This is a genomic window from Streptomyces sp. NPDC017890 (genome assembly GCF_044328675.1).
Lineage (GTDB): Bacteria > Actinomycetota > Actinomycetes > Streptomycetales > Streptomycetaceae > Streptomyces.
In genome coordinates, this window is sequence record NZ_JBIRHU010000005.1 from 192075 (window position 1) to 215296 (window position 23222).

Genomic DNA, 23222 nt, shown 5'->3' on the forward strand with positions numbered 1-23222 from the left:
CACGACGCACCGTCACCCGCCGAACAACCCCAGCTCCCGCCCCCGTAGGCCCCCCGTCCCACCCTTTCAGGGTGACCCCCGGCGCGTATGCCACCCTCCCCGCGACCCCCCGGAGGACGTCGGCTAGGGTTTGGTCCGCATAAACATCAAACCCCTGCCCGACGCAGGGCGGCGACCGACCAGCGAGAAGGCCGCAGCCGAACAGCGCGGGCGAGACTCTCGGGAAGGCGCTACGTGAGTCCCAACGGCTCCGACCGCTCGCCGCGGCGCCCCATGCGGCGGAAGCTGCTGCAGGCACTGACCGCGGGCCTGGTCCTGGCGACCGCCACCGGTTGCACATGGGAGGACTTCCCCCGCCTCGGCATGCCCACCCCAACCACGGAAGAGGCTCCGCGGATCCTCTCCCTGTGGCAGGGCTCGTGGGCTGCCGCATTGGCCACCGGCGTGCTGGTGTGGGGCCTGATCCTGTGGAGTTGCTTCTTCCACAGGCGCACCCGCACCAAGGTCGAGGTCCCTCCGCAGAACAGGTACAACCTGCCCATCGAGGCGCTGTACACCATCGTTCCACTCGTCATCGTCTCGGTGCTGTTCTACTTCACCGCCCGTGACGAGTCCGAACTCATGAGCCTGGAGAAGAAGCCGGACGTCACGGTCAACGTGGTCGGCTTCCAGTGGAGCTGGTGCTTCAACCACGTCGAGAACGTCGAAGGCTCCTCCGGCGACGCGAAGACCTCCAAGGAACTGGCCGCGATCCCGGACCGGTTCAAGGACGACTTCCCGGCGAACGCCGGCGGCGTCTACGACTGCGGTGTCCCGGGTACGCGGAACCCGCAGAACAACAACCCGGGCCCGACCCTCTGGCTCCCCAAGGGCAAGAAGGTCCGCTTCGTCCTGACCTCGCGTGACGTCATCCACTCCTTCTGGGTGGTGCCGTTCCTCATGAAGCAGGACGTCATTCCGGGCCACACCAACGCCTTCGAGGTGACCCCCAACAAGGAGGGCACCTTCATGGGCAAGTGCGCCGAGCTGTGCGGCGTGGACCACTCCCGGATGCTGTTCAACGTCAAGGTCGTCTCCCCGGAGCGCTACGAGCAGCACCTCCAGGACCTCGCGAAGAAGGGGCAGACCGGTTACGTTCCCGCCGGCATCGCGCAGACGAGCCACGAGAAGAACCGGGAGACGAACAACCTGTGAGCATCCTCAACGAACCCCAGGGTGCCTCGGCAGCAGGGTCCCACTACCAGGACGAGCTGCCGGTCCGGCGCCAAAGGCGTGGCGAGATCGTGGTCAAGTGGCTCACGACCACTGACCACAAGACGATCGGCACGCTGTATCTGGTGACGTCGTTCGCGTTCTTCGTGATCGGCGGCGTGATGGCGCTGCTCATGCGCGCCGAGCTGGCCCGTCCGGGCCTGCAGATCATGTCGAACGAGCAGTTCAACCAGTCGTTCACGATGCACGGCACGATCATGCTGCTGATGTTCGCGACGCCGCTGTTCTCGGGCTTCGCGAACTGGATCATGCCGCTGCAGATCGGCGCGCCGGACGTGGCCTTCCCCCGGCTGAACATGTTCGCCTACTGGCTGTACCTGTTCGGCTCGCTCATCGCGGTGGGCGGCTTCCTGACCCCGCAGGGCGCGGCCGACTTCGGCTGGTTCGCCTACTCCCCGCTGTCCGACGCGGTGCACTCGCCGGGCATCGGCGGTGACCTGTGGATCATGGGTCTGGCCTTCTCCGGCTTCGGCACGATCCTCGGCTCGGTCAACTTCATCACCACGATCATCTGCATGCGCGCGCCCGGCATGACCATGTTCCGCATGCCGATCTTCACCTGGAACGTGCTGCTGACCGGTGTGCTGGTCCTGCTCGCCTTCCCGGTGCTGGCCGCGGCCCTGTTCGCCCTGGAGGCGGACCGCAAGTTCGGTGCGCACATCTTCGACTCGGCCAACGGCGGAGCGTTGCTGTGGCAACACTTGTTCTGGTTCTTCGGGCATCCAGAGGTGTACATCATCGCGTTGCCGTTCTTCGGCATCGTCAGTGAGATCATCCCGGTCTTCTCCCGCAAGCCGATCTTCGGCTACATGGGCCTGATCGCCGCGACGATCGCGATCGCCGGTCTGTCGGTGACGGTGTGGGCCCACCACATGTACGTCACGGGCGGCGTGCTGTTGCCGTTCTTCTCCTTCATGACCTTCCTGATCGCGGTCCCGACCGGTGTGAAGTTCTTCAACTGGATCGGCACCATGTGGAAGGGGTCGTTGTCCTTCGAGACACCGATGCTCTGGTCCACCGGCTTCCTGATCACCTTCCTCTTCGGTGGTCTGACCGGTGTCATCCTGGCCTCGCCGCCGCTGGACTTCCACGTCTCGGACTCGTACTTCGTGGTGGCGCACTTCCACTACGTGGTGTTCGGCACCGTGGTGTTCGCGATGTTCGCCGGCTTCCACTTCTGGTGGCCGAAGTTCACCGGCAAGCTGCTGGACGAGCGCCTGGGCAAGATCACCTTCTGGACGCTGTTCATCGGCTTCCACGGCACCTTCCTGGTCCAGCACTGGCTGGGCGCCGAGGGCATGCCGCGCCGGTACGCCGACTACCTGCACGCCGACGGCTTCACCGCCCTGAACACGATCTCGACGATCAGCTCGTTCCTGCTCGGCATGTCGCTCCTGCCGTTCTTCTACAACATCTGGAAGACGGCCAAGTACGGCAAGCCGGTCAACGTGGACGACCCGTGGGGCTACGGCCGTTCGCTGGAGTGGGCGACCTCCTGCCCGCCGCCGCGGCACAACTTCCTCACGCTGCCGCGCATCCGCAGTGAATCCCCCGCCTTCGACCTGCACCACCCCGAGGTCGCCGCGCTCGACCAGCTCGAGAACGTCGGTCACGGTGAGAAGGCCCTCGCCGGCGGCAAGGAGGCCGGGAAGTGAAGATCCAGGGCAAGCTCTTCATCTGGCTGAGCGTCTTCATCCTGGCCGTCGCGATCGTCTACGGCTACTGGTCGAAGGAGCCGGCCGGCACCACGGCCCTCTTCCTGGCCTTCGGCCTGGCCATCATGATCGGCTTCTACCTGGCCTTCACGGCCAGGCGGGTCGACGCCGGTGCCCAGGACAACAAGGAAGCGGACGTCGCGGACGAGGCCGGCGAGGTCGGGTTCTTCAGCCCGCACAGCTGGCAGCCGCTGGCGCTCGGGATCGGCGGAGCGTTCGCCTTCCTGGGTGTCGCGGTCGGCTGGTGGCTGCTGTACTTCTCGGCACCGATCCTGCTGATCGGCCTGTTCGGCTGGGTCTTCGAGTACTACCGCGGTGAGAACCGCACCCAGTAGCACGCGCCGAGCGCCCAGGGGCCCGGACACTCCGTCAGGAGCGTCCGGGCCCCTTCGTCTGCCGCACCTTTCTCACTCTTCCGGCTTACCCGCCGTGCCGCCGTTGACGTCCCTCCCTAGCGTGAGGACATGAGCAACACGGTTCACTTCCAGGCGCGGGGGCGTACGGTCGTCGGCTGCACCCTGCTGGTGATCGCCCTCGGCGCGAGCGTCATCGCCTGCAGCGGCGACGACGACAACCCGCTGTCCGCCGCGCCGTACGACGCGGCCGGCCAGATCTCCTTCAACGGCCCCAAGGAGGCCGGCGAGAAGGCCGACCCCGACCAGCCCCTGGAGGTCGTCGCCGAGGGCGCCGACGGGCGCATCACGGACGTCACGGCCATGGACGCGGCGGGCCGCCATGTCGCGGGCGAGCTCTCCGCCGACGGAGCCCGCTGGCACAGCACCTCACCGCTGGCCGCGGGCGCCCGCTACACGGTGCGGGTCAGCACCGAGGACGGCGACGGCGCGCCCGGCCGCAAGGTCCTCACCTTCGAGACCGGCCGGCCCACCGCCAAGAAGACCCTCGACGTCTCCTTCGGGCCCGAGGCGGGTGCGTACGGCGTCGGGCAGCCCGTCACGGCGGAACTGAGCCTGCCGGTCCGGGACCCGGCCCAGCGGACCATAGTGGAACGGGCCCTGAAGGTGGACTCCACACCCGCGGTGGAGGGTGCCTGGTACTGGGTGGACGACAAGAAACTCCACTACCGGCCCAAGGAGTACTGGCCCGCCCACGCCACCGTCCAGGTCCGCAGCACCCTCGACGGCATCAAGGTCGGCGACCGTATGTGGGGCGGCACCGCCGAGCCCCTCACCATCACCACGGACGACCACGTCGTGGCCGTCACCGACGCCGCCGCGCACACGCTGACGGTCTACCGGGACGGCGAGGAGATCAGGCAGATCCCCGTCACCGCCGGCAAGCCCGGCTTCGAGACCCGCAACGGCGTCAAGGTCGTCCTGGGCAAGGAACCCTTCGTACGCATGCGCAGCAGCACCGTCGGCATCGCCGAGGGCTCCTCGGAGTCGTACGACCTGCCCGTGTACTTCGCCACCCGGGTCACCTGGAGCGGCGAGTACGTGCACGCCGCACCCTGGTCCGTCGGCTCCCAGGGCATGGCCAACGTCAGCCACGGCTGCGTCGGCATGAGCACCGCCAGCGCGGAGTGGTTCTTCGACACCTTCCAGGAGGGCGACCTCGTCGAGGTCGTCAACTCCGACGGCGAGACGATGGAATCCTTCGGCAACGGCTTCGGCGACTGGAACCTGGACTGGACCGAATGGCGTACGGGAAGCGCCCTTACGGGTGGCAACCCGAACGCCACGGACCCCCAGGAGGCGGCGAGGCTGCGACCGACGGCGGTGTAGGCGCCCCGAGGGGCGCCTCAGGCACCCTCAGACGCCCTGCAGCCTCTTCTGGCGCAGCAGCGAAGCCAGCGCACCCGCGAACTCCACCGGCTCCACCGGCAGCGTCACAGCGGCCTCCGCGCGGCTCCACGTCGCCAGCCACGCGTCCTGCGGCCGCGCGATGAGCAGCAGCACCGGCGGACACCGGAAGACCTCGTCCTTGATCTGACGGCACAGGCCCATGCCCCCCATGGGCACCGCCTCGCCGTCGAAGACGCAGACGTCGATCCCGCCCTTGTCCAGCTCCTTGATCGCGGCGGCCGGGGTGGCGCACTCCACGAACTCGACGACGGGCACGTCCGGAGCGGGCCGGCGACCGGTCGCCAACCGCACCTGCTCGCGGGTGTTGGAGTCGTCGCTGTAGACCAGCACCGTGGCGGTCGGCTGCATGCTTCCTCCGATACGCAGTGAAACAGTCGTAGCCCGTCGCGCCGGATGCTACTCCCTCGGACAGCTCGTCAACACTGGTTCGGACACGGCTTCGAGGGGCCCTTGGATGGGCCATACGGGCAGTACAGACGGTGCGGACACTCCGAACGGCACCCCCCGGGGTGAGGGCGGGATAAGCGACCGACATAATGTCGGTCGTGGCGACAGCAACGACAGTAGAAACCGGGCACGCGCACCCGTCGGTCAACCGGCCGAACCTCACCAGCGTCGGAACCATCATCTGGTTGAGTTCCGAGCTGATGTTCTTCGCGGCCCTCTTCGCGATGTACTTCACCCTGCGATCGGTGACCGGCCCGGACTTCTGGTCCGAGAAGGCCGACGCGCTGAACTTCCCGTTCTCCGCGACGAACACCACGATCCTGGTGCTCTCCTCCCTCACCTGCCAGCTCGGCGTGTTCGCGGCCGAGCGGGGTGACGTGAAGAAGCTCCGGATGTGGTTCATCGTCACCTTCGTGATGGGTGCGATCTTCATCGGCGGTCAGGTGTTCGAGTACACCGAGCTGGTCAAGCACGAGGGCCTCTCGCTCTCGTCGGACCCGTACGGCTCGGTGTTCTACCTGACCACCGGCTTCCACGGACTGCACGTGACGGGCGGACTCATCGCCTTCCTGCTGGTCCTCGGCCGCACCTACGCGGCCCGGAGGTTCACCCACGAGCAGGCGACCGCCGCCATCGTCGTGTCCTACTACTGGCACTTCGTCGACGTCGTCTGGATCGGCCTCTTCGCCACGATCTACATGATCAAGTAGTCGCGGCACGCACCCGCGCAATACCCGAAGCATCGACGCAGAAAATCCTGACACCGGGGTAATCCGTGAAAAAGCTCTCCGCACGACGACGCCATCCGCTGGCGGCGCTCGTCGTCCTACTCCTCGCGCTGGCATGCACAGGGGGGCTGTACGCCGCGTTCGCACCCGCGAGCAAGGCGCAGGCCGATGAAACCGCCCAGTCCCTCGCCATCGACGAGGGCAAGAAGCTCTACGCCGTCGGCTGTGCCAGTTGCCACGGCACCGGAGGGCAGGGCACCACCGACGGGCCGAGCCTGGTCGGCGTCGGCGCCGCCTCGGTCGACTTCCAGGTGGGCACCGGACGTATGCCGGCCCAGCAGCCCGGCGCACAGGTCCCGCGCAAGAAGGTGATCTACTCCCAGGCCGAGATCGACCAGCTGGCGGCCTTCGTCGCCTCGCTGGGCGCCGGCCCGGCCGTCCCGTCTGCGGAGAAGTACGGCCCGGAGGGCGCGGACAGCGCCAAGGGCGGTGAGCTGTTCCGCAACAACTGCGCGCAGTGCCACAACTTCACCGGCAAGGGCGGTGCGCTGACGCACGGCAAGTACGCGCCCACCCTCGAGGACGTCGACCCGAAGCACATCTACGAGGCCATGCAGACCGGCCCGCAGAACATGCCTTCCTTCCCGGACAGCACGCTGACCGAGCAGAACAAGAAGGACATCATCGCCTACCTGCACGCGGTCAACTCGGACGACACCGTGGACCCCGGCGGCCTCTCGCTGGGCGGCCTCGGGCCCGTCAGTGAGGGCCTCTTCGGCTGGATCTTCGGCCTCGGCGGCTGCATCGCCGTCGCCGTGTGGGTCGCCGCCCGGACCGCAAAGGCCAAGAAGTCATGAGTAGCCAAGACATCCCAGAAGAGAACCTGCCGGCCGAGCAGGGCGGCGCGCACCACGCGCCGAAGCCCGCGGACGAGAAGAACCCGTTCGCGGACCCGGGGCTGCCGCCCCACGAGCACCGGATCCAGGACATCGACGAGCGGGCCGCCAAGCGGTCCGAGCGCACGGTCGCCCTGCTGTTCACGCTGTCGATGCTGGCCACCATCGCCTTCATCGCCTCGTTCGTGGCGATCCCGCACGACAAGTCGATCTTCGTCTGGCCGCTCGGTCACATCAACGCGATGAACCTCGCGCTGGGCCTGACCCTGGGCGTGGCGCTGTTCGCCATCGGCGCGGGCGCCGTCCACTGGGCGCGCACCCTGATGTCCGACGAGGAGGTCGCCGACGAGCGGCACCCGATCGAGGCCTCGCCCGAGGTCCGCGCGAAGGTCCACGCGGACTTCAAGCAGGGTGCCAAGGAGTCGGTGATCGGCCGGCGCAAGCTGATCCGCAACACGATGTTCGGGGCGCTCACGCTGGTGCCGCTCTCCGGCGTCGTCCTGCTGCGCGACCTCGGCCCGCTGCCCGGGACGAAGCTCCGCCACACGCTGTGGTCCAAGGGCAAGCTGCTCGTCAACATGAACACGAACGAGCCGATGCGCCCGTCGGACATCGCGGTCGGTTCCCTCACCTTCGCCAAGCCCGAGGGCCTGGAGGAGCACGACCACGGTTTCCAGAACGAGATCGCCAAGGCCGCCCTGATGATCATCCGGCTGGAGCCGGAGGCCATCAAGGACAAGCGCGAGCTCGAGTGGTCGCACGAGGGCGTCGTGGCGTACTCGAAGATCTGCACCCACGTCGGGTGCCCGATCTCCCTGTACGAGCAGCAGACGCACCACGCGCTGTGCCCGTGCCACCAGTCCACCTTCGACCTTGCCGACGGTGCCCGGGTGATCTTCGGTCCCGCCGGCCACCCCCTGCCGCAGCTGCGGATCGGCGTGAACGACGAGGGCTATCTCGAAGCGCTCAGCGACTTCGAGGAGCCCGTCGGTCCTGCATTCTGGGAGCGCGGATGAGTACTGCAGCGAGCAACCCGAACCCGTCCGCCGGCGCGTCGGCGGGCCGATCGCGCGGAAAGGCCCCGGCCGGCGAACGCGTCGCCGACTGGGCCGACGGCCGGCTCGGGATCTACTCCCTGGCCAAGGCCAACATGCGCAAGATCTTCCCGGACCACTGGTCCTTCATGCTGGGTGAGATCTGCCTCTACAGCTTCATCATCATCATCCTCACGGGTGTGTACCTGACGCTGTTCTTCCACCCGTCGATGAACGAGGTGGAGTACCACGGCTCGTACGTCCCGATGCAGGGACAGCTGATGAGTGAGGCGTACAAGTCGACGCTCGACATCAGCTTCGACATCCGGGGTGGTCTGCTGATCCGGCAGATCCACCACTGGGCGGCGATCATCTTCCTCGCCGGCATGTTCGTGCACATGATGCGCGTCTTCTTCACCGGCGCGTTCCGCAAGCCGCGTGAGATCAACTGGCTGTTCGGCTTCCTGCTGTTCGTCCTGGGCATGTTCACCGGTTTCACCGGCTACTCGCTCCCGGACGACCTGCTCTCCGGCACCGGTGTCCGCTTCACGCAGGGCGCGATCCTGTCCGTGCCGATCGTCGGTACGTACATCTCGATGTTCCTGTTCGGCGGGGAGTTCCCGGGGACCGACTTCGTCGCCCGGTTCTACTCGATCCACATCCTGCTGCTGCCGGGCATCATGCTCGGGCTCGTGGTCGGCCACCTGATCCTGGTCTTCTACCACAAGCACACGCAGTTCGCGGGTCCCGGCAAGACCAACAAGAACGTCGTCGGCATGCCGCTGCTGCCGGTGTACATGGCGAAGGCCGGAGGCTTCTTCTTCCTGGTCTTCGGTGTCATCGCGGCCATCGCCGGCTTCGTGTCGGTCAACCCGATCTGGGCCATCGGCCCCTACCGGCCGGACATGGTCTCCACCGGCGCCCAGCCCGACTGGTACATGGGCTTCGCCGAAGGCCTGGTCCGCGCCATGCCGGGCTGGGAGATCAACTTCTGGGGTCACACGCTCGTCCTGGGTGTCTTCATCCCACTCGTGATCTTCGGGATCTTCCTCGCGATGATCGCGCTGTACCCGTTCATCGAGTCCTGGGTCACCGGGGACAAGCGCGAGCACCACATCCTGGACCGGCCGCGCAACGCCCCGACCCGGACGGCGTTCGGTGTGGCCTGGGTCACCGCGTACATGATCATGCTGATCGGCGGTGGCAACGACATCGTCGCCACGCACTTCCACCTGTCGATCAACGCGGTCACCTGGTTCGTGCGGATCGGGTTCTTCGTCGGCCCGGTCATCGCGTTCATCGTCACCAAGCGGATCTGTCTCGGCCTTCAGCGCCGGGACAAGGAGAAGGTGCTGCACGGCCGCGAGTCGGGCATCATCAAGCGCCTGCCGCACGGTGAGTTCATCGAGGTGCACGAGCCGCTCAGCCAGGAGCAGCTGCACACGCTCACGGCGCACGAGCAGTACAAGCCGGCCGAGATCGGCCCCACGGTCGACGAGAACGGTGTCGAGCGCAAGGTGAAGAGCACCGAGAAGCTCCGCGCCAAGCTCAGCGAGGCGTACTACGGCGAGGAGTCGCAGATTCCGAAGCCGACCGTCGAGGAGTACAAGGAGATCACGAGCGGCCACGGCCACCACTGACCCTCCAGCGTCGCCACACCACGGTCGAAGGGCCCCGTCCGTTCCTCGGACGGGGCCCTTCGCCGTGCCCCGGGGCTGGATAGGGTGGGACCACACTCCTTTCCACGACACACACACGATTCAGGAGCGGCTCATGAGCGCTGTGACTCCCGCTGGAGGCGACACCGCGGCGGGCCGCTCCTGGCCCGCCCTGCTGAACGGACTGCTGGACGGCCAGGACCTGTCCGCGGACGACACCGCCTGGGCGCTGGACGTGATCATGCGCGGCGAGGCGACCGACGCGCAGATCGCCGGCTTCGCGGTGGCGCTCAGGTCCAAGGGGGAGACCGTCGAGGAGATCTCCGGCCTCGTGCGCACCATGTACGCGCACGCCAACGTGATCGAGGTGCCGGGGGACACGGTCGACATCGTCGGGACCGGGGGTGACGGCGCGAAGACGGTCAACATCTCCACCATGTCGGCGATCGTGGTGGCCGGCACGGGCGCGAAGGTCGTCAAGCACGGCAACCGGGCCGCGTCGTCGGCGTCCGGGGCCTCCGACGTCCTGGAGAAGCTCGGGGTCAATCTGGAGCTGACGCCGGAGCGGGTGGCGCAGGTCGCCGAGGAGGCCGGCATCACCTTCTGCTTCGCCGTGAAGTTCCACCCGTCGCTGCGCCATGTGGCGGCGGCGCGCGGCCAGCTCGGCATCCGTACGGTGTTCAACTTCCTGGGCCCGCTGACCAACCCCGCCCAGGTGAAGTCCCAGGCGATCGGGGTCGCCCACGCCCGGATGGCGCCGATCATCGCCGGTGTCTTCGCCGAGCGCGGCCACTCCTCCCTCGTGTTCCGCGGCGACGACGGCCTCGACGAGCTGACCACGACCTCCACCTCCCGGGTCTGGGTCGTGCGGGACGGCCGGGTCACCGAGGAGACCTTCGACCCGCGGGACGTCGGCCTCGAACTGGTGCCCGTGGAGGCGCTGCGCGGTGCCGACGCCTCCTACAACGCCGACGTCGCCCGCCGTCTGCTGGCAGGCGAGACGGGCCCCGTACGGGACGCGGTGCTGCTGAACTCCGCGGCGGCCCTGGTCGCCCTGGAGCCCGGCGAGGCGCCGCTGGCCGAGCAGATCCGGGCCGGCATGGACCGGGCCGCCGAGGCGATCGACTCGGGCGCCGCCAAGCGCGCCCTGGACCGCTGGGTGGCCGCGAGCAACGCGTAACGGCCTTCCCGTGTGACGCGTAACGGCCTTTCCGTGTGACGCGTAACGGCCTTTCCGTGTGACGAGCGTCCCGCGATCCGGACCCGGGTTGCGGGACGCCGATCTTTTCCCGTACGTTCCTTGGCAGGTCATGAGTGACAGTCATCAGGCCCCGGCCGACTGTCCGGCAACCCTCCGTCCGTGGCGGGGTGCCCCGGGTGAAGACCAGGCCGTAGGCAGCGAGGTCTACGGCAAGCGCGGACCCCTCGCACGCTCTCGGAAGTGTGGGTCCAGGGGTCCTGGGTCGTCCGAGGGAGTCTCCCGTGAACCAGCGAATGCGATAGGGCCGCAGAGCCCCGCCTCCGCACCGTCCTTCCTCACCTTCCTGGCTTCTCCCACGCCTGAGCCGTCGCGGTCCGCGTGGTGACGTCGCCTGCCCTCACGTCACGGGAGTCCCCCATGTCCGTTTCCACCCTTGCCGCCGGCCAGTCGGTCTGTCCTCCTCTGCCCGTTCTCGGCGGCGATGTCACCGTGCCGCTCGTCACCGGCGGCGAGGTCACCTACGCCGCCCTCGACTACGCCGCCAGCGCGCCCGCGCTCCAGCGGGTCTGGGACGACGTGGCGGCCTACGCCCCCTACTACGGCAGCGTCCACCGGGGCGCCGGGTACCTGTCGCAGCTGTCGACCGACCTGTTCGAGAACGCCCGGAACGCCGTCGCGGAGTTCCTCGGCTGCCGGGAAGGGGACCAGGTCGTGTTCACCCGGTCCACCACCGACTCGCTCAACCTGCTCGCCGCCGCGCTGCCCGCCGACTGCCGGGTCTTCGTCTTCGAGACCGAGCACCACGCCTCGCTGCTGCCCTGGCGGGGTGCCGACGTGACCTTCCTGGACGCCCCGCGCACCCCCGCGCAGGCCGTCGAGACCCTGGAGCGCGCCCTCGCCGCCCGCGAGCCGTACGGGCCCGCCCTGGTCTGCGTCACCGGCGCCTCCAACGTCACCGGCGAACTGTGGCCGGTACGCGAACTCGCCGCCGCCGCGCACGCGCACGGCGCCCGGATCGTGCTCGACGCCGCCCAGCTCGCCCCGCACCACCCCGTCTCGGTGGCCGGCCTGGACGTGGACTGGGTGGCCTTCTCCGGGCACAAGCTCTACGCGCCCTTCGGCTCCGGGGTGCTGGCCGGGCGGGCCGACTGGCTGCGCGAGGCGGAGCCGTACCTCGCCGGTGGCGGCGCCAGCCGCAGCGTCACCCGGCGCGCAGACGGCGGCGTGGACGTGGAATGGCACGACAGCGCCGCGCGGCACGAGGCAGGGTCGCCCAACGTCATCGGCGCCTACGCCATCGCCTCCGCCTGCAAGGCGCTCACCGAGGCCGGGTTCGACACGCTGGTCGCCCGCGAGGAGTACCTCATCGGCAAGGTGCGGGAAGGGCTCGCCGGGGTACCGCAGGTGCGCGTCCTGTCCCTCTTCGGCGACGACGCCCCCCGCGTCGGCGTGCTCTCCTTCGTCGTCGAAGGCTGGAACAGCTCCCACTTCGCCGCCGCGCTCTCCGCCGAGTACGGCATCGGCGTGCGCGACGGCCTGTTCTGCGCCCACCCGCTGGTGCGCACCCTGCTCGGCAGCGACCCGCAGGCGCAGGGCGAGTGCGGCGCCCCCGAGGCGGCGCCCGGCGAGAAGTCCCTCAACGCCATCCGCGTCAGTTTCGGCGCGGGCACGCCGGACGAGCACGTCGAACGGTTCGTGGACGCGGTCAAAGAGCTGGTGAACGACGGAGCCCGGTGGAACTACCGTACCGAGGACGGGCGTTGCGTGCCCGACACGACCTCCGCCGCCTGAGCCGTCCGGCCCGGCAGCCGTGACCCCAGCAGGATCATCCGCAACGCCCGCTCCGTGGCGTCCGTGAGGAGTTCGGAGGCGCGCAGCAGCGCGTCCGCCAGGGCCATCGGTGCCGGCATGATGCCGTGGCAGGCGTCCACCCCGGGCACCTCGTGCGCGCCCTCGCCGAGGGTGCCGGCCAGGGCGAGGACGGGACGGCCGTAGAGCTTGGCCCGGCGGGCCACCTCGGCGGGGACCTTGCCGCGCGGCGTCTGGTGGTCCAGAGCGCCCTCGGCGGTGAGGACCAGGTCGGCGCGGGCGAGGCGGCCGTCCAGGTCGAGGTGGTCGAGGAGCACGTCGAAGCGGGGCAGCAGCCGGGCCCCGACGGCGGCCAGGCCCGCGCCCAGCCCGCCGGAGGCGCCGGTGCCGGGGCCGCTTCGCAGGTCGGTGCCGGTGACACCGAGGTCGCGGGTGGCGACGCGCGCCCAGTTCTCCAGTCCGGCCGACAACTCCTCGATCTGCGCGGGCGTCGCCCCCTTCTGCGGGCCGAACACCCGGGCCACGCCCCGCTCGCCGCACAGCACGTTGAACGGGTTGCAGGCGACGAGCAGCTCGGTGTCCTTCAGCCGGACGTCCAGGCCGGACGGGTCGATGCGGGCGAGGCGGATCAGCTCCCGGCCGCCGCGCGGGAGTTCGAAGCCGTCCGCGTCCAGCAGCCGGGCCCCGAGCGCCTGGAGCGCGCCGGCGCCCCCGTCGGACGTGCCGGAGTCGCCGCAGCCGACCAGAACGCGGCGCACCCCGGTGTCGAGCGTGGCGCGGATCAGCTCGCCGACGCCGTACGTGGTCGTCGCGCCCGGGTCGCGCAGGGCGCGGGGGACCAGGGACAGGCCCGCGACGGCCGCCATCTCCACCACCGCCGTGTCCCGGGCGCCGAGCAGCGCGAAGTGGGTGCCGACGGGCTCGCCGACCGGGCCGGTGGCGGCCAGCGCGACCAGCCGCCCGCCGGTCGCGGACGCCAGCGCGGCGGCCGTGCCCTCGCCGCCGTCGACGAGCGGGATGCGGTCGATCTCGGCGTGGGGCAGGACCCGGCGGACGCCCGCCGCGATGGCGTCGGCGGCGGCCTGGGCGGACAGGGACTCCTTGAAGCCGCTGGGGGCCACGACGACACGGCCCAGCAGGGAGGGCACCGAGGAGGCGGGCGAGGGGGAAGGGACGACGGACATGGAGGGCTCCTTCAACGGGTCACGGGTACGCCGAGCAGCGGCCAGACGGCGGCGGCGAAGAACAGCACGAGCGCGGCGGTCAGCGGGGCCAGGACGGCCGACAGCCGCAGCAGGTCGCGCGGGGTGTAGGTGGGGGTGCCGGGGATGTCGGAGAAGAGCGTGACCGGCTTGGCGGAGGCCGGCAGGGTGTGACAGAAACCGGCGGCGGCGGTCGACGCGAGAGCGGCGGCGACGGGGTTGACCCCGGCGCCCACGGCCGCGGCGATCACCAGCGGGACCAGGACGGAGGAACGGGCGGAGCGGGACTGGAGGACCAGGTGGGCCGCGGTGCTGATCGCGATCACCACGCCGAGGAAGACGGCCGGCGCGACGTGCGAGGGCAGCCCCGACACCAGCCACCTCGCCGCACCGGAGTCGGCGAGGGCGACGCCCATCGCCATGGTCGCCGCCATGAACAGAAGCAGCGACCAGGGCACGGTCTTGAGGGCGTCCTTGAGCCGTACGGTGCCGAGCGCGGGGGTGGAGGCGACGACCGCGCCGATCAGCGCCACGACCGCGGGCGAGACGTGGTGCAGCGGCTCGCTGCACCACAGGGCCACCACCGTGGCCAGCAGCAGGGCGCACCGCTTCTCCGCCTGCGTCCAGGGGCCGGTGACCGGGCTCTCGCTGTGCCGCTGTATCTCCTCGGTGGTGATGTGGACGGGGCCCTTGCGGTCCGCCCGCCGAGTTGTCGTCAACAGCACCGTCTCGGCGGCCAGATGGGAGGAGGTCACCGCGAGCGGCAGGCCGAGCAGCAGCCACTGGGTGAAGCCGATCCGGTCCCCGGTCGACTCCCACAGAACCGACACCGTGATCAGATGCGCACCGGCACCGATCAGGGTCGCCACCGCCGACAGCAGGATCACGGTCGGGAACAGCAGCGCCAGCATCACGACCAGTCGTTTCCGGTCGGCGAGCGCCTTGGCGAGGGCGAGGAACACGGGCAGGGCGAGCGCCGCCCGGCCCGACGTGGCCGGCACCGCGAACGCGGTCACGACCAGCGCGGCCGTCGTCAGGTGCACCAACTGCCGTACGCTGCGCGCCCCGCCGACCAGGAACGCCGCCGCCCGCCCGGCGAGCCCGGTCCGGGCCACCGCGGCCGCCAGCACGAAGGCGCAGATCAGCAGCCACACCGTGTCGTCGCCGAGGGTGCCGAAGAGGGTGTCGCTGCTGATCACTCCGGTCGCGGTCAGCGCGAGTCCGGCACCCAGCGCGATGTACGTGTCGTCGATCGGCGTACCGATCCAGGCGCAGGTGGCCAGCGCGAAGACGGCGAGGGTGAGGCGCGCGTCCCCGCCGAGCGCGGGGAAGTTGCCGGGGACCGCCAGTAGCGCGCACAGGGACAGCGCCACGCAGAGGGCCGCCGTGAGGCGGAGGTTCAACGTCACGTCATCGAGGGTTCTCCCGGGCGGTGAGCCCTCAATGAGCCCGACATGAAGGAAACTTCACCAAATGCCGGTCGATGGGCCGATACGTACGTCAGCCCGGCAGCCGGTACCCCATGCCCCGTACCGTCTGAACCCGCTGCGCCCCCAGCTTCTTGCGCAGCGCCCGCACGTACACGTCCACGATGTTGGAGCCGGGGTCGAAGTCGTAGCCCCACACGTGCGACAGGATCTGCTCCCGGGACAGGACCTGTCCGGGGTGCCGCAGGAACAGCTCGAGCAGCACGAACTCACGGGCCGTCAGGTCCACCGTCCGCTCCGCGGCCCGGGCCCGGCGGGTACGCAGGTCCAGGGAGAGGTCACCGGACCTGAGCACGGTCACCTCCGGCGCCCTGGCCGCCGTACGCAGCCGCAGCCGTACCCGGGCGAGGAGTTCCTCGAAGCGGAACGGTTTGGTCATCCAGTCGTCGGCGCCGCCCTCCAGGCCGGCCACCGTGTCCCGTACGGAGTCCCGGGCGGTCAGCACGATCACCGGGGTCGTCACCCGGGACTCGCGCAGCTCGCGCAGGACCGTGAAACCGTCCCGGCCGGGCAGTCCGATGTCCAGGACGACCAGGTCGAAACCGCCGGTGAGAGCGTATTCGTAGGCGGCGTCGCCGTCGGCGACGGCGGTGGTGGTGAAGCCGTTGGCGCGCAGGCCCTTCTCGACGAAGGAGGCGATGCGCTCCTCGTCCTCGACGATGAGGATGCGGTTCATGGGCGTGCCTCTTCCGGAATCAGTCCAGTGTCAGTACGAAGGTGGCGCCGCCGCCCTCGGTGGTGCGCAGGCCGACCCGCCCGCCGTGGCCCTCCGCGATCGCCTTGACGATCGACAGTCCGAGCCCGGCGCCGGTCCCGCGCGCCCCGCGCCGGGCCGTGCCGCGCCGGAACCGCTCGAAGACGACCTCGGCGTCCTGCGGCTGGACCCCGGGCCCGGAGTCGGCGACGTACAGCTCGATACGGGTGCCGTCGGCGCGGGAGCCGATGCGGATGGTCTGGCCGGCGGTGGTGTGCTGCACGGCGTTCTGCGCGAGCTGCACCATGGCCTGGGTGATCCGCTGGGGATCGAGCTGGGCCTCGCGGTCGGCGACCCCGCCCAGCACCCAGTCGCGGTCGCCGAGGGTGCGGGCCTTGACGTAGACGTCGGCGGTGAGTTCGGCGAGCTGCACCGGCTCGGGGGTGACGAAGTCGGGGCGTTCGGCCTTGGCGAGCAGCAGCAGGTCCTCGACGATGCGGCTCATCCGGTCCAGTTCGTCGGTGACGAGGCGGACCGTCTCCTCGCGTTCCGCCGGGTCGTCGCCCATCAGTTCCAGGTGGCCGCGCACGATGGTGATCGGGGTGCGCAGCTCGTGGCTCGCGTCGTCGACGAACCGGCGCTGGGTGGCGAAGGCGCGTTCCAGCCGGTCGAGCATGGCGTTGAAGGTCTCGGCGAGCGCGGCCACGTCGTCGTGTCCGTGCACCGGGATGCGCCGGGTCAGGTCCTGCTCGGTGAGCTGCGCGGCCGTGGTCCGCACCAGCCGTACCGGTTTGAGGATCCGGCCGGCGACCACCCAGGCGATGCCGGTCGTCATCAGCAGGGCGACGCCGGAGATGGCGAGCAGGACGCGGAACACCTCGTCCGCGCGGGCCTGTTCCCGCCCGGGGTGGAAGGCGACCACGAACGCGGCGGCCGGTTCGCCGCCGTACCGGGCGACGGTGACCTTGGCCCAGCGGATCTCGCCCTGAGGCCGGTGCAGGGTGCCGGTGGCGTCCGGCGAGGCGTAGATGCGGCGCCTGGCGTCGGCGTCCTCGTGCAGGGGCAGGGCGACCGGGATCTCCCGCTGCTGGATGATCTGCGCGGGCTTGCTGCCCGCCTCGCCCACCAGGCCGATCAGCTCCTCGTCCAGGTCGGCGTACTGCCGCTCCAGGAAGACCCGCAGCAGCCGCCCCGGGTCGGTGAACGGGCGGCCGGTGGCCGGGTCGAAGCCCTGCTCCTCGAAGTTGGCGAACTCGCCGGCCTCCTGCGCGAGCAGGCCGTTGATCCGCTGGTCGGTGTCGTGCAGCAGGATCGAGCGGGTGGTCGCGGCCACCGAGGCGAGGGCGACCGCCATCACGAGCAGCAGCCAGAGAAGGATGCGGACGCGGGCCGAGATACGGCGGCGCTCGCGGTCAGCCGTCGTCGCCGGGTCCGTCGTCGGCGGCCGGGTCGTCCCCGGTCTCCCTGGTGTCCTGACCTCGGTCGTCGTCATCGTCGTCATCCGGAGGGCTGTCGGTCACCGGTGGCCGGGTCACCACCTGGTCGCTGGGCGTCGGCTCGGGCGAGGAGGAGGCGGGTGTCGGCGTCGGGGAGCCGCTCTCCAGCTCCACCTTGGCCGGGACCTTGGGTTCCTGCGGACTGTCGGTGAGGGCGAAACTGGTCGCGGCGATGCCGAGCGGGATCAGGACGACGGCCGCCAGGGCCGCCATCCGGCGAGAGAAGACCATGTCCCCGATCCTGCGCCCGGAACCCGCCGTCCCGGATGAGGACGGGATGAAGAACTCTTCATCGGGCGTCGGGTCATCGGGCATCAAGGCATCGGGATCGCGCATCGAGGCCGGGCAGCGGGATCAGTTGTCGAGTCCGATGGCGAACGCCGCCTCCAGGTCGTGCTGCGAGTACGTCCGGAACGCCACGTGGGTGTCCGTGCCCTCCACGCCCGGGATCTTGCTGATCCGGCCGGGGATGACCTCCGCCAGGTCCTCGTGCCGGCTCACCCGCACCATGGCGATCAGGTCGTAGGTGCCGGTGACGGAGAAGACCTCGCTGACGTTCTCCAGCGCGGCGATCCGCTCCGCGATCTCGGGGATCCGGTCCACGCTGGTCTTGATGAGGACGATCGCGCTGATCACGGCTGTTTCTCTCCCTCGGGGGCCGTCACTGGAACGCTCTTCACTCTAGTCCTACGCCCGAACCGCACCCACGCGAAGACGAGGCCCAGCCCGAAGCCCACCAGGTGCGCGAGGTACGCCACCCCGGGGTCGTCGCCGGCCCGGCCCGCCGCCATCCACTGCAGGACCGCCCAGAACGGCAGCACGATCCAGGCGGGGAAGCGCAGCGGCAGGAAGAAGAGGAAGGGCAGGAGGCTGGTCACCCGGGCGCGCGGGAAGAGGAAGAGGAACGCGCCGAGGACCGCGGAGATCGCCCCCGATGCGCCGACCAGGGGCTCCGGGGACTGGGCGTTGGCCCCCGCGTAACCGAGCAGGGCCAGGTAGCCGCAGCCGAGGTAGAAGAGGGCGAACTGGAGACGGCCCATCCGTTCCTCGGCCATCGCGCCGAAGACGTGGAGGAAGAGCATGTTGCCCAGCAGGTGCACCCAGCTGCCGTGGACGAACAGCGCCGTGGCGGGGGTGAGGACGGACCCGGGGGAGTCCTCGAACAGTTCTGCGGGGATCACACCCCAGCGCCGGAAGTAGGCACGCTGTGCGGCGAGCAGTTCGTCCCCGGTGCCGTACGCCGGATTCAGGCCCGCCGCCGGGCTGATCAGGAACAGCAGGCAGCACAGGGTGATCAGCCCGTACGTCACCGGCGCCGCCCGGCCCCGCGCCGTGCGGGTCGCGCGGGCCGTGCGGGCCGTGCCGAGCGGCCTGACCGTCCTGACCGTTCTGAGGGCCGCCGTGCTCCAGTTGCGGATCATGCACACAGAGCATGGCGTAACGGGACACAACCGTACGGACCGCCTCGCCGCCGTGGACACGCGGGCGTCGGGTACCCGCCAGGCCGTAGGGTTACGAGCCACACGCGCCGGGGGAGCCCGGCGGGTCACCGACACTGGAAGAGAGCGAACAGCCACGATGACGGTTCCCCTGCCGACCGACACGACGCGGTGGCGCTGCACCCTCTGCGGCAACCTCACCCGCTTCGACGTGACCCGGGCCTCGAAGGTCGTCGAGTACGTGCACCTCGATCTGGCCGGTGAGCCGCAGGTCGAGGAGCGCGAGGTACTCAGTGAGACCATCGAGTCGGTGCGGTGCCGCTGGTGCAACGCCGTGGACCAGGTGGAACTCGTGGACAGGCCGGGTGCCGCTTCCTGATGACGGGAGCGGCCCCCGCATGAGGTGATCCCGTACGGGATCGCGCAGAGGCATTGGGGTGACGGATGGTGGAGACACAGGGCGGGGAGCCGGGCGACGGCGCCGCCGAGGTGCTCGACCGGCCGCTGCCCGACGGCGTGCGCCGCAGGGTCGTGCAGATCGTGTCCGACGGCTTCGGCGGACTCACCCTCGCCGAACTGCCCGCACAGCTGAGACAGTACGCCCGGTTCGCCCCGAACCGCAGGGCCAAGTTCGCCGGCAACGCCATGGCCGCCGCCGTGGAGACCGCCCCCCTGTTCCGCCAGCGCATCGGCGAGAAACTCAGAGAGGCCCAGCCGGAACTGGCCGACGCCCTGGACGCCGGCTCCCCACCGCCCGCCGCCGACCCCCTCGACGTGGCGGCCGCGGCCTACGTGCTGCGGCCGCACGGCTGGGTCAAGCTGGTGACCGCCGCCGGCGAGGAGGCGCAGCGCGCGGACGCCGAGCGCGCCGGTGAGGAGAGCCGCGCGGAGCTGGAGCGGCTGCACGAGGAGCTGGCCCGGGCCAGGGAGCACACCAGGACCGAGACCGAGCGGCTGCGCGCCGAGCTGGATGCGGCGAAGAAGGAGGCCGAGTCGCTGCACCGCAAGCTGCGCTCCGCCCTCAGTGACGTCAAGCGCGGCGAGGCCGCGCTGCGCAAGATCCGGACCGAGATCGACGCCGTGCGCGCCGAGGGGCACGCTCAGGTGTCCGCCGCCGAGAGCGAGACCCGGCGGCTCAAGACCCGGCTCGGGGAGGCGGAGGCCACCCTGGAGGCCACCCGCAAGGCGGCCCGCGAGGGACGCAGCGTGGAGGACATGCGGGTGCGGCTGCTGCTGGACACCCTGCTGGACGCGACGCAGGGACTGCGCAGGGAACTCGCGCTGCCCCCGGTGTCGGTGCGGCCCGCCGAGACGGTGGACGCGGTCGAGCCCGGCCGGATGACCCCCAAGGACATCGCCGCCCGTGCGCTGTCCGAGAACGACCCCGCCATCCTCGACCAGTTGCTCGCGCTGCCCCAGGCGCACCTGGTCGTCGACGGCTACAACGTCACCAAGACCGGCTATCCGCAGATGCCGCTGGAGAAGCAGCGGCTCAGGCTGCTCGGCCAGCTCTCCCAGCTCGCCGCGCAGACCGGCGCGGAGATGACCTGCGTCTTCGACGGCGCCGAACTGGCGGCACCGGTGCTGCTCGCGCCGCCGCGCGGGGTGCGGGTGCTGTTCTCCAAGCCCGGCGTCACCGCCGACGAGGTGATCCGCCAGCTGGTGCGGGCCGAGCCGCCGGGCCGGCCGGTCATCGTCGTCTCCACCGACCGCGAGGTCGCCGACGGGGTGGCCCGGGCGGGCGCACGCCCGGTGGCGTCCGTGGTGCTCCTCAAGCGGCTTTCCTAGCCTCCTGGTTCACTTTCGTGTCAACCGCAACGTAGGCGCTCTATGCCCGAATTGACGGAACCGTCACGCAACGTAGCGTCAAGTAAGGGTCACTGCAGGTGAGTTGTGGCAAAGAATGCGGTGCGTAACCGGGATTTTTCGGCAGAGGATTTGAACTGATCACGAGTGGGTCACTAGGGTCAGCCATCGAACCCTCGCACGGGTGATCCCTCTCAAGAAGGAGCTCGTCTCCGTGGCGTCCCACCGTCGTCCCAAGCAGCCGAGCCGCACGCGCGTGACCGTGCTCACCACCGCTGCCGCCGCCGCTGTCGCTCTCAGCTCTCAGGCCGCCAACGCCGCTCCGAGTGAGAAGCCGAGCAAGGACGAGGTCAAGGCCAAGGTCGACAAGCTCTACCAAGAGGCCGAGCAGGCCACCGAGAAGTACAACGGCGCCAAGGAGAAGCAGGAGAAGCTCCAGAAGGAGATCTCCGTGATCCAGGACAACGTCGCCCGCGGCCAGGAGGAGCTCAACGAGCTGCGCGACGGCCTCGGTTCGATGGCCAGCGCCCAGTACCGCACCGGAGGCATCGACCCCTCCCTCCAGCTCTTCCTCTCGGCCGACCCGGACAACTACCTGGACAAGGCCTCCACGCTCGACCAGCTGAGCGGTCAGCAGGTGGAGGCGCTGAAGAAGATCCAGGTCAAGCAGCGGGACCTCGCCCAGCAGCGCTCCGAGGCCGGCGGGAAGCTCAAGGACCTCGCCTCCACCCGCACCGAACTGGGCAAGAAGAAGAAGGAAGTCCAGGGCAAGCTCTCCTCCGCGCAGAAGCTGCTCAACACGCTCACCGCGCAGGAGAAGGCCGCCCTCCAGAAGGACGAGCAGCGCTCCACCCGCAGCAGCGAGCGCCAGGTCCTCTCCGGCACCGGGACCCCCGCCTCCGGCCGGGCCGCCGCGGCCTTCGCCGCCGCCCAGAGCATGATAGGGACGCCGTACGTCTACGGCGCCACCGGCCCGTCCTCCTTCGACTGCTCGGGCCTGACCCGCTGGGCCTACGCCCAGGCCGACGTCGCCATCCCGCGCACCTCCGAGGCGCAGACCGGCGCGGGGACGCGGATCTCCTCGATGAGCCAGCTGCAGGTCGGCGACCTCGTCTTCTTCTTCAACGACCTGCACCACGTCGGCCTCTACGCCGGAAACGGCCAGGTCCTGCACGCACCGCGCACCGGCACGGTCGTCCGCTACGAGTCGATGAGCACCATCGGCGGCCCCTTCATGTTCGGCGTGCGGGTCTGAGCCGACCCCCTTCCAAACCTGAAATCACCCGCGCCATGCCGCCCGTTCGGGCGAATCACGGCGCGGCCCTGTGACCCCCGCCCCGCCGGTGACCTGCGTCAGCGGCGGGGCGTCGTGCTGCGCGGCCCCCGAGGTCGTTGGCTGGTGCCCCGCCGCGGGGTTACTGTCTGCCGCGTTTCCCTGTCCGCCAGCGGAAGGAGTGCGGCTTCCCGTGGGGTCCCATCGCCGCCTTGCACCAACCGGGTTCGACCGCGGCACCGTCGCCGCCGTCGGCCTGCTGTCCGTCGCCGCCGCAGTACTGGGCGCCGTACCGGCCACGGCCAGCCCGCACGACGACCGGCGGACGGAGGTGGACCGGCTCCACACGGAGGCGGAGCAGGCGACCGAGGCGTACAACAAGGCCGACGCGCGCACCGAGGCCCTGCGGGCGGAGATCGACGCCGCGCAGGACTCGATCGCCCGGCAGCAGGCGCGGATCAACACCCTGCGGGACGGACTCGGCTCGCTGGCAGGCGCCCAGTACCGCTCCGGCGGCGTCGACCCGGCGCTGGCACTGCTGCTCTCCGCCGATCCGGACGACTACCTGGACAAGGCCTCCGTGCTCGACCGGATCACCACCCACCAGGCCGGTGAGCTGAGGGAACTCGAGGGGGCCATGCGCGACCTCGCCCAGGACCGGGCCGAGGCCGGCGAGAAGCTCACCGAACTGGAGAAGAGCCGCAAGGCGGTCGCCGCCCACAAGAAGACCGTGGAGCGAAAGCTCGCCGAAGCCCGCCGGCTGCTCAACTCCCTCCCGGACGACGAACGCGCCGCCTACGACCGCGGATCCCGCTCCGGCCGCACCGGCCTGGCCGCCGGCACCGACCCGGCCGTCCCCGGCGACGCCGCTCCCGCCTCCGGGCGCGCGGCGGCCGCCGTCGCCGCCGCCCGCTCCGCCCTCGGCAAGCCCTACGTCTGGGGTGCCAACGGGCCGACCGGCTTCGACTGTTCGGGCCTGACCCAGTGGTCGTACGCACAGGCCGGGATCGGCCTGCCGCGCACCTCGCAGGCGCAGTCCGGCGCCGGGCAGCGGGTGTCCCTGGACCAGGCGCAGCCCGGCGACCTGGTCGCCTACCGTGACGACGCCAGCCACATCGGCATGTACGTCGGCAACGGCCAGGTGATCCACGCGCCCTACCCCGGCGCCCCCGTGCGCTACGACCCGGTCGGCATGATGCCGGTCTCGTCGGTCACCCGGGTCTGACCTCCGCGCCCGGTTCC

Annotated in this window: 22 protein-coding genes and 1 riboswitch; of the genes, 14 read left to right on the top strand and 8 right to left on the bottom strand. The window is 70.2% G+C overall.

The genetic code is table 11. From position 1 onward, the window contains the following. Window positions 1-234: 234 nt before the first annotated feature. The 4 genes from coxB (at window position 235) to ACH4F2_RS08890 (ending at window position 4729) form a co-directional block, all read left to right on the top strand. Complete coding sequence (gene coxB / locus ACH4F2_RS08875; protein WP_398132002.1) at window positions 235-1194, top strand: cytochrome c oxidase subunit II; 960 nt, start codon at window positions 235-237, stop codon at window positions 1192-1194. Next, on the top strand, window positions 1191-2927 hold the full coding sequence (gene ctaD / locus ACH4F2_RS08880; RefSeq protein ID WP_398132003.1) for a cytochrome c oxidase subunit I: 1737 nt from the start codon (window positions 1191-1193) through the stop codon (window positions 2925-2927). Before coxB ends, ctaD begins: the two co-directional genes overlap by 4 nt. After that, window positions 2924-3322 (top strand): cytochrome c oxidase subunit 4, encoded by a 399-nt coding sequence (locus ACH4F2_RS08885; RefSeq protein WP_398132004.1) that lies wholly within the window; start codon window positions 2924-2926, stop codon window positions 3320-3322. Before ctaD ends, ACH4F2_RS08885 begins: the two co-directional genes overlap by 4 nt. A gap of 129 nt (window positions 3323-3451) precedes the next feature. Then, window positions 3452-4729 (top strand): Ig-like domain-containing protein, encoded by a 1278-nt coding sequence (locus ACH4F2_RS08890; RefSeq protein ID WP_398132005.1) that lies wholly within the window; start codon window positions 3452-3454, stop codon window positions 4727-4729. 27 nt (window positions 4730-4756) lie between these two features. Here ACH4F2_RS08890 and ACH4F2_RS08895 read toward each other — a convergent pair whose 3' ends face one another. Next, the gene (locus ACH4F2_RS08895) at window positions 4757-5158 is read right to left on the bottom strand and encodes a hypothetical protein (RefSeq protein WP_398132006.1); all 402 of its coding nucleotides are present in this window, start codon (window positions 5156-5158) and stop codon (window positions 4757-4759) included. Window positions 5159-5346: 188 nt separating this feature from the next. Between ACH4F2_RS08895 and ACH4F2_RS08900 the strand changes: the two genes are divergently transcribed. The 6 genes from ACH4F2_RS08900 to ACH4F2_RS08925 all read left to right on the top strand — a co-directional run bounded on the left by ACH4F2_RS08900 (window position 5347) and on the right by ACH4F2_RS08925 (window position 12565). Then, the gene (locus ACH4F2_RS08900; protein WP_029393865.1) at window positions 5347-5967 is read left to right on the top strand and encodes a heme-copper oxidase subunit III; all 621 of its coding nucleotides are present in this window, start codon (window positions 5347-5349) and stop codon (window positions 5965-5967) included. 65 nt (window positions 5968-6032) lie between these two features. Beyond that, a complete protein-coding gene (locus ACH4F2_RS08905) occupies window positions 6033-6842 on the top strand; it encodes a c-type cytochrome (RefSeq protein ID WP_398132007.1) in 810 nt (269 codons plus the stop codon). After that, entirely contained in the window at window positions 6839-7897 is a 1059-nt protein-coding gene (locus ACH4F2_RS08910) for a Rieske 2Fe-2S domain-containing protein (protein WP_398132008.1), read from the top strand. The genes ACH4F2_RS08905 and ACH4F2_RS08910 overlap by 4 nt, the downstream gene beginning before the upstream one ends. Further along, entirely contained in the window at window positions 7894-9555 is a 1662-nt protein-coding gene (locus tag ACH4F2_RS08915) for a cytochrome bc complex cytochrome b subunit (protein ID WP_398132009.1), read from the top strand. Before ACH4F2_RS08910 ends, ACH4F2_RS08915 begins: the two co-directional genes overlap by 4 nt. 133 nt (window positions 9556-9688) lie before the next feature. Further along, the gene (trpD, locus tag ACH4F2_RS08920; protein ID WP_398132010.1) at window positions 9689-10753 is read left to right on the top strand and encodes an anthranilate phosphoribosyltransferase; all 1065 of its coding nucleotides are present in this window, start codon (window positions 9689-9691) and stop codon (window positions 10751-10753) included. Between the two features lie 126 nt (window positions 10754-10879). Continuing rightward, a riboswitch (SAM riboswitch) is annotated at window positions 10880-10996 on the top strand. A 195-nt stretch (window positions 10997-11191) separates the two neighbouring features. After that, window positions 11192-12565 carry an aminotransferase class V-fold PLP-dependent enzyme gene (locus ACH4F2_RS08925; RefSeq protein WP_398132011.1) on the top strand — a complete coding sequence of 458 codons (1374 nt, stop codon included), beginning with the start codon at window positions 11192-11194 and terminating at the stop codon, window positions 12563-12565. Here ACH4F2_RS08925 and ACH4F2_RS08930 read toward each other — a convergent pair. The 7 genes from ACH4F2_RS08930 to ACH4F2_RS08960 all read right to left on the bottom strand — a co-directional run bounded on the left by ACH4F2_RS08930 (window position 12514) and on the right by ACH4F2_RS08960 (window position 18883). After that, on the bottom strand, window positions 12514-13722 hold the full coding sequence (locus tag ACH4F2_RS08930; protein WP_398132100.1) for a glycerate kinase: 1209 nt from the start codon (window positions 13720-13722) through the stop codon (window positions 12514-12516). The genes ACH4F2_RS08925 and ACH4F2_RS08930 overlap by 52 nt on opposite strands. 56 nt (window positions 13723-13778) lie before the next feature. Next, on the bottom strand, window positions 13779-15194 hold the full coding sequence (locus ACH4F2_RS08935; RefSeq protein WP_398132012.1) for an SLC13 family permease: 1416 nt from the start codon (window positions 15192-15194) through the stop codon (window positions 13779-13781). 91 nt (window positions 15195-15285) lie between these two features. Beyond that, window positions 15286-15948, bottom strand: coding sequence for a response regulator transcription factor (locus ACH4F2_RS08940; RefSeq protein ID WP_345595790.1), 663 nt, complete (start codon window positions 15946-15948; stop codon window positions 15286-15288). A gap of 19 nt (window positions 15949-15967) precedes the next feature. Continuing rightward, window positions 15968-17458 (bottom strand): ATP-binding protein, encoded by a 1491-nt coding sequence (locus tag ACH4F2_RS08945; protein WP_398132013.1) that lies wholly within the window; start codon window positions 17456-17458, stop codon window positions 15968-15970. After that, a complete protein-coding gene (locus tag ACH4F2_RS08950; RefSeq protein WP_398132014.1) occupies window positions 17379-17693 on the bottom strand; it encodes a small secreted hydrophilic protein in 315 nt (104 codons plus the stop codon). Before ACH4F2_RS08950 ends, ACH4F2_RS08945 begins: the two co-directional genes overlap by 80 nt. A 123-nt stretch (window positions 17694-17816) precedes the next feature. Then, entirely contained in the window at window positions 17817-18098 is a 282-nt protein-coding gene (locus ACH4F2_RS08955) for an Lrp/AsnC family transcriptional regulator (RefSeq protein ID WP_100044201.1), read from the bottom strand. Beyond that, on the bottom strand, window positions 18095-18883 hold the full coding sequence (locus ACH4F2_RS08960; RefSeq protein WP_398132015.1) for a rhomboid family intramembrane serine protease: 789 nt from the start codon (window positions 18881-18883) through the stop codon (window positions 18095-18097). The genes ACH4F2_RS08955 and ACH4F2_RS08960 overlap by 4 nt, the downstream gene beginning before the upstream one ends. Before the next feature lie 157 nt (window positions 18884-19040). Here ACH4F2_RS08960 and ACH4F2_RS08965 point away from each other — a divergent pair, with 157 nt between their 5' ends. The 4 genes from ACH4F2_RS08965 to ACH4F2_RS08980 all read left to right on the top strand — a co-directional run bounded on the left by ACH4F2_RS08965 (window position 19041) and on the right by ACH4F2_RS08980 (window position 23205). After that, window positions 19041-19280, top strand: coding sequence for a hypothetical protein (locus ACH4F2_RS08965; protein ID WP_395573676.1), 240 nt, complete (start codon window positions 19041-19043; stop codon window positions 19278-19280). Between the two features lie 65 nt (window positions 19281-19345). Next, window positions 19346-20689 carry an NYN domain-containing protein gene (locus ACH4F2_RS08970; RefSeq protein ID WP_398132016.1) on the top strand — a complete coding sequence of 448 codons (1344 nt, stop codon included), beginning with the start codon at window positions 19346-19348 and terminating at the stop codon, window positions 20687-20689. A 232-nt stretch (window positions 20690-20921) separates the two neighbouring features. Next, complete coding sequence (locus tag ACH4F2_RS08975) at window positions 20922-21962, top strand: NlpC/P60 family protein (protein WP_398132101.1); 1041 nt, start codon at window positions 20922-20924, stop codon at window positions 21960-21962. A 211-nt stretch (window positions 21963-22173) separates the two neighbouring features. Then, window positions 22174-23205, top strand: a complete 1032-nt coding sequence (locus ACH4F2_RS08980) for an NlpC/P60 family protein (protein ID WP_398132017.1) — start codon at window positions 22174-22176, stop codon at window positions 23203-23205. The last annotated feature ends 17 nt before the right edge of the window (window positions 23206-23222 follow it).

Bases quoted from the DNA above. Each gene is read 5' to 3' on its own strand.
- ACH4F2_RS08890 (WP_398132005.1), top strand. From the start codon at position 3,452: ATGAGCAACACGGTTCACTTCCAGGCGCGGGGGCGTACGGTCGTCGGC.
- ACH4F2_RS08895 (WP_398132006.1), bottom strand. From the start codon at position 5,158: ATGCAGCCGACCGCCACGGTGCTGGTCTACAGCGACGACTCCAACACC.
- ACH4F2_RS08900 (WP_029393865.1), top strand. From the start codon at position 5,347: ATGTCGGTCGTGGCGACAGCAACGACAGTAGAAACCGGGCACGCGCAC.
- ACH4F2_RS08910 (WP_398132008.1), top strand. From the start codon at position 6,839: ATGAGTAGCCAAGACATCCCAGAAGAGAACCTGCCGGCCGAGCAGGGC.
- ACH4F2_RS08915 (WP_398132009.1), top strand. From the start codon at position 7,894: ATGAGTACTGCAGCGAGCAACCCGAACCCGTCCGCCGGCGCGTCGGCG.
- trpD (WP_398132010.1), top strand. From the start codon at position 9,689: ATGAGCGCTGTGACTCCCGCTGGAGGCGACACCGCGGCGGGCCGCTCC.
- ACH4F2_RS08925 (WP_398132011.1), top strand. From the start codon at position 11,192: ATGTCCGTTTCCACCCTTGCCGCCGGCCAGTCGGTCTGTCCTCCTCTG.
- ACH4F2_RS08940 (WP_345595790.1), bottom strand. From the start codon at position 15,948: ATGAACCGCATCCTCATCGTCGAGGACGAGGAGCGCATCGCCTCCTTC.
- ACH4F2_RS08945 (WP_398132013.1), bottom strand. From the start codon at position 17,458: ATGACGACGACCGAGGTCAGGACACCAGGGAGACCGGGGACGACCCGG.
- ACH4F2_RS08950 (WP_398132014.1), bottom strand. From the start codon at position 17,693: ATGGTCTTCTCTCGCCGGATGGCGGCCCTGGCGGCCGTCGTCCTGATC.
- ACH4F2_RS08960 (WP_398132015.1), bottom strand. From the start codon at position 18,883: ATGATCCGCAACTGGAGCACGGCGGCCCTCAGAACGGTCAGGACGGTC.
- ACH4F2_RS08965 (WP_395573676.1), top strand. From the start codon at position 19,041: ATGACGGTTCCCCTGCCGACCGACACGACGCGGTGGCGCTGCACCCTC.
- ACH4F2_RS08970 (WP_398132016.1), top strand. From the start codon at position 19,346: ATGGTGGAGACACAGGGCGGGGAGCCGGGCGACGGCGCCGCCGAGGTG.